The sequence below is a fragment of the Prosthecobacter sp. genome, assembly GCF_044373815.1.
Classification (GTDB): Bacteria; Verrucomicrobiota; Verrucomicrobiia; order Verrucomicrobiales; family Verrucomicrobiaceae; genus Prosthecobacter.
This window is the reverse complement of record NZ_JBIPNG010000447.1, coordinates 1-5507: the sequence shown is the minus strand read 5'-3', so window position 1 is coordinate 5507 and position 5507 is coordinate 1. Positions and strand designations below refer to the sequence as shown.

5 protein-coding genes are annotated in these 5507 nt (G+C 58.7%); 1 reads left to right on the top strand and 4 read right to left on the bottom strand.

Going from position 1 to position 5507, the window contains the following annotated elements:
• Positions 1–1700, top strand: a 1700-nt coding sequence (locus tag ACIREA_RS25605; protein ID WP_397385162.1) for a heparinase II/III-family protein, incomplete at its 5' end; no start/stop codon positions are given.
• Positions 1701–1766: 66 nt separating this feature from the next.
• Here ACIREA_RS25605 and ACIREA_RS25600 read toward each other — a convergent pair.
• From ACIREA_RS25600 to ACIREA_RS25585, 4 genes are all read right to left on the bottom strand, one after another.
• Complete coding sequence (locus ACIREA_RS25600; protein WP_397385161.1) at positions 1767–3395, bottom strand: peptide ABC transporter substrate-binding protein; 1629 nt, start codon at positions 3393–3395, stop codon at positions 1767–1769.
• A 111-nt stretch (positions 3396–3506) separates the two neighbouring features.
• Positions 3507–3851 (bottom strand): hypothetical protein, encoded by a 345-nt coding sequence (locus ACIREA_RS25595; RefSeq protein ID WP_397385160.1) that lies wholly within the window; start codon positions 3849–3851, stop codon positions 3507–3509.
• Positions 3852–3929: 78 nt separating this feature from the next.
• Positions 3930–4766 carry an ABC transporter permease gene (locus tag ACIREA_RS25590; protein WP_397385163.1) on the bottom strand — a complete coding sequence of 279 codons (837 nt, stop codon included), beginning with the start codon at positions 4764–4766 and terminating at the stop codon, positions 3930–3932.
• Positions 4767–4795: 29 nt separating this feature from the next.
• Positions 4796–5507 (bottom strand): ABC transporter permease (locus ACIREA_RS25585; protein ID WP_397385159.1); only part of this gene is annotated, 712 nt, incomplete at its 5' end.

Here is a 5507-nt window from a genome sequence, read left to right as displayed (position 1 = left end):
GCACATTCACCGATGTTCCAAAGCTGCCCTGGCGCGACCGCGTTCCTCCCGAACTGCGCAAGCAACTCGCAGTGGATGCTGAAAAGCTGATGCGCGGTGAGTGGGAGCTCTTCGGCTGGAAGTGTGTCGAGGTGGGGGCACCACCATGCTGGCACCGCGATGCCACACTGGGGGTCGTGATTGACCCCGGCATCCCCGCACGAAATCTGGATCATCGCCACCTCGATCACGACGCAGACGCACGCGCCATCTGGGAAATCAATCGCTGGAGCGAAATGACGCGCATGGCCATGCACAGCGCTCTGAATGGCGATGTGCATGCGATCCGAGTTTCCCAACTCTGGCTCGAGGACTGGTGTGACCGCAATCCGCCGGGACTTGGCATCAACTGGACCAGCCCTCTGGAAGCGGGGCTGCGACTGATGAACTTCTGCTGGTTCGACGCTCTGGTGCGCGGCTGCAATGATCCCGAACTGGCCCGCAGGCAGGATGAACTGACCGCACGCATCGTTCCCACTCACGCATGGTGGATCTGGCGTCGTCGTTCGTTCGGCTCCTCAGCAAACAATCATCTCATCGGTGAATTGAGTGCGCTTGTGCTCGCGCTTGCGCGCTGGCCCTCACTGTCCCGCATGATCCGAGCCACGCAGCACGTGGTGAATCTGCTGGAGCATGAAATTCTGCAGCAGTTCGCCACCGATGGCGGCAACAAAGAGCAGGCCTTGCATTATCATCTGTTCGCTTGGGAAATGTGTTGGCACACAGGCATGGCATCAGGTGGGTTCAAGCCGGAAGTGCAACAGCGCTTGACCCTGGCTGCACAATATTTCGTTGATGTCGTCGAATCACCTGAGTGCTGGGATTTTGGTGATTCCGATGACGCGCAGGTGCTCCCGCTGCCGCTGAAACGCACCAATGCAGCCGCAGAGTTTCGCGGCTGGCTACTCAATAGAGCAGACGGCGCCGTCCTGCGTTTCTGGCTGGGAGAGCCCCCCAAAGGCGTTAAAGCAGCCATGCGCAGCAAGTGGCTCACGCATGCTCAAAGCGGACAGGCAGTCTGGCGTGATGCGCGCTGGACTGTCCGGGCAGATGCCTCCCCCCTCGGTTTGGGCAGCATGGCGGCTCATGGCCATCTCGATGCACTGCATGTGTCGCTGTGGTTTGAGCAGCACGCACTCGTCATCGATCCCGGGACGGGCGCTTATTATAGCAACCCGGCATTGAGGACGAGACTGGCGTCATGGGACGCACATAATGGACCCGTGCCGGTCGCTGGCCGCTCCTCTCCCCAGCGCATGGGGCCGTTCTTATGGGCCAGGCATCACGTGAAGCCGGGGCTAGAAATCAGTGATGACATTTGTGTGATGAGCATTGCCAGTGATGGTCATCGCACAAAGCGTGCTGTCCATGTCGCTCAGGATTATGTGGAAATCTGCGACGATGTCGGCCTTGCAGCCCCGCATGTGGTGACGTGGCAGCTGGCACCCGGCTGGCGCGTCGAGCTTGAACGCAAGAACGGCTTCGTCTGCCATCACTCGGAATCCATTCCCGTGCATGCGACGCTGAATGGAGACAGCATCGAGCAGTGGGAAATCGTGGAACGCGAGGCTTCGCCACACTTTCGTGAACTGGTGACGACGCAGGCCGTGAAGATCACCTTTCGCGGCACACTGACCACCATCTGGCGCAAGTCAGACTGACGAGCTCCTCCATCTTAAAACAAGCACAAGGCGCGGGAGATGATCCCGCGCCTTTTTGTTTTCTGATCAAGGCTTCAGTTCCACAGCTTTGTAACAGCGATGTTCGAGAAGCGATGGCAGCAGGCCTTTGACCTCAGGGCGCATCAGATATGAATGCGTGTACCAATAGATCGGCAGCATCGGAGCCTCATTGAGCATGAGGGTTTCGGCCTCACTGAGGATCTGCAGACGCTTGGCGACATCACCTTCCTGAAAGCTTTGATGGATGAGTTCATCGTAGCGTTTGCTGCCCCAGCCGGTGTTGTTGTTGCCATCCCCAGTCTGCCAGATGGCGAGGAAGGTCGAAGGGTCGAGATAATCTCCCACCCAGCCAAAGCGGGCGATTTGGTAGTCTAACTTGCGCTGCGATTCGATGTATACCCCCCAGTCTTGATTCAGCACGCCAGCAGGAATCTGAAGATGCTCCTTCCACATGGCCTGCACGGCCTCGGCCAGTGCGCGATGCGACTCGCTCGTGTTGATGAGGATGTCGAACGGGGGAAAACCTTTGCCCTCTGGAAAACCGGCTTCCGCAAGCAACCGCCGTGCTTCTGCGGGATCAAAGCGCATGATGTTGGGCACATGGTAGTCTGGGTTGCAGCCTGGAGGAGTCAGGCCTGTGGCCGGCTGCTGTCCCGCACGAAGAATGTTCCGCGTGATGCTCTCACGGTCGATGGCCATGGCGAGCGCGCGCCGCACCAGCGGGTTGTCGAAGGGCTTCTTCGTGGTGTTGCAGCGGTACATGTAAACACTGAGCAGCGGATCGTTGTGATAGTACGGTGACTTGCTCTCGCGATAGGCGGGGATCTTGGAAAGCGGCATCGTCAGCGTGACGTGCAACTGGCCGTCGTTGAAGGCGAGTTCCTCCGTTGTGTCGCTGGAAATGGGCAGGAACACGATGCCATTGAGTTTGACTGTGGCGGCGTCCCAGTAATGCAGGTTGCGTTCGACTTCGAGGGCCTGATTCACCTGCCAGCTTTTGAGTTTGAACGGGCCGTTGCAGACCATGTTCGCAGGCCGGGTCCAGCGTGTGTTGCGGTCGGTCATCTTGCCAAATTTTTCGATGGCATGCTTCGGCAGTGGGAACCACGAATAGTGCTTGATCATGCTGGGCAGATAGGGCGCGGGCCCTTTCAGCATGATTTGCAGCGTCAGTGGATCGAGCGCCTTCACCCCCACCTGTGAGAAATCCTTGATCTTGCCGGTGTGGTATTCCTCGGCGTTGAGCATGGGGTAGAGCATGCTCGCGTAATCAGCACCCAGCTTCGCGGTGAGGATGCGCTGGTACGAGTAAAGGAAATCAGCGGCGGTCAGCGGAGTCCCATCGCTCCACTTGCCTTGTGGCTGGAGCTTGAACGTCCAGACGGTGAAGTTTTCAGCGCTCCACGAAGCGGCGGCTCCAGGGGCGTCCCCATCAGGATTGTCAGGCGCAGGGGCGATGAGGCCTTCAAAGAGCGAATGAAAAATCATATGCTCCGGCTGACCGCTGGCGAGGTGGGGGTCCAGCGTCGCGGGCTCGCTGCCGTTGCCAGCCAGGAGAATGCCGGCGCGGTTGGCCACCTCGACACGCGTGGGCCGATGTGTGCGGAAGTAATGAAACCACGCAACGCCACCCGTGAAGGCGATGAGAATGAGAGCACGATAAATCCAGCGCATGCCCAAACATGACACGAAGCACCTCATTCGTGCAACGAGGCATCAAAAAAACGGCCCCGCCGTGCACTGGCGGGGCCGCGTGATGCAGCGATCAATCAGGTTTCCACGCTACTACCTGCGGAAACCATGATGATGGCTGGAACCATGGTGGTAGCTATGGCCGGTATTGCACCCGGGGTTAAAGCCACCAAAGCCAAAGCTGATGCTGGGCTGCACAATGATGGGGCGCGGCACAGCACCATAGCCGTAGCCACCCTGCGCTCCCTGAGTTACCCACTGACCGATGGGGCGGCCGTAGCCGTCATAGCCGACGATCTGGTAAACGGCCACGATGGGGGTGCCGCAGGAGGTGTAGCCTACGACCCGGGTTTGGCCCTGGCATTCAGCTTTGGCATTGGAGGGAGCTGCAAAACCAAAAACTGCGGCTGCAGCGAGGACTGAGAAGAGTGTTTTCATGAGTGTGTGGAATTGGTTTCCGCACTCTCTGACGTGGCTGCTTCAAGACTATTCAGCCCGCATGAAATATTTTTTCACTCACTGCTGCGACATCGATTTTGGATCAAACGCATCACGCAGGCCATCACCCAGCAGATTGAGTGCTAGCAGCGTGGTGGAAAAAAAGATGCCTGGGTAGAGCAGCAGCCACGGATAGCTCTCCATCGATCTGGCGCCCTCCTGGATCAGCACTCCCCAGCTCGCATCCGGCGGCTGAATGCCAAGTCCCAGGAAGCTCAGCGCAGCCTCCAGCAGCATGACTCCAGGCACCGTGAGACTGGCGTAGATGATGATGGGGCCAAGCACATTCGGCAGCAGATGTCGCCAGACGATGTGCCAGAAGCCCGCACCACAGGCTCGCGCCGCAATGATGAACTCAAGATTCTTCAGCGCCAGCACCTGCCCACGCACAACACGGGCCATCGTGAGCCATTCCACCGCACCGATGGCCACAAAGATCAGCCAGAACTCACGCCCCACAATGGCCATGAGCAGGATGACGAAATTAATGAAGGGGAATGCATACAGGATGTCCACGATGCGCATCATCGCCGCGTCCGTGCGCCCACCGGCAAGGCCGGAGACCATGCCATAAAACACACCAATGATCGCAGCGACAGCTGTGGCCAGCAATCCCACCTCCATGGATACTCGTCCCCCATGCAGGATGCGCGTGAGCATGTCACGTCCTAGCGGATCCGTGCCCAGCCAGTGTGACAGGCTGGGATTCGTGGCTTTGAGTTCGAGATTCTGCAGTGACTGATCGTAAGGCGACAACTCCGGGCCAATTCCACACAGAAGCACCAGCACGGCCAGGAACCCCAACGCCCATGCGTTCAGGCGGTTTCGCATGAGACGCCGCCACGCGGCACGCATCGGTGAAAGACTCTGGTTCGTTCCGCTGCTCATGCGTGGAGTCGGATGCGTGGGTTGAGCGCTGCCTGAATGATGTCCACCAGCAGATTGAAGCTGACGATGAGTGCGGCGTAGAAAGCCGAAATCGCTATCGCCAGTTCATCATCATGATTGAAAGATGCCGCGATGAAAAATTGACCAAGCCCGGGCAGTTGGAACACCGTTTCAACGATGAACGAACCCGTGAGCAATCCTGCTGCGGCAGGACCGAGAAAATTGAGCACCGGCAGGCTGGCCAGTTTCATCGCATGAAAAAAGACCACTGAGCTTTCACTCGCTCCTTTAGCACGGGCTGTTCGGATAAACTCCTGCGCAAGTGTTTCGCGCAGGCTGCCGCGCGTCAGCCGCGCAATGTAGGCGCTGTAGATGATCCCAAGCGTGAGCGCGGGCAGCACCCAGTCCGAAGAATCAAACCAGCCGGACGCATTGAACCAGCGGAGCTTCAGGCCAAACAGCATCGCCAGGAGAGGCCCCAGCACCATGCTGGGAGTGCAGATGCCGAGCGTGGCTGCAAGAGTGCTGCTGCGGTCTTCCAAGGTGTTGGGCCGCAGGGCCGCGAAAGCACCCAGTGGCACCCCGATGCTCAGCGCGATGAGCAGGGCTGCGCCACCCACCGTTGCAGACACAGGAAAGCCGGAGGCGATGATCTCATCCACACCTCTTCCCTGAAAGGTTTTGGATTCCCGAAAAGTGAAGGTCGCG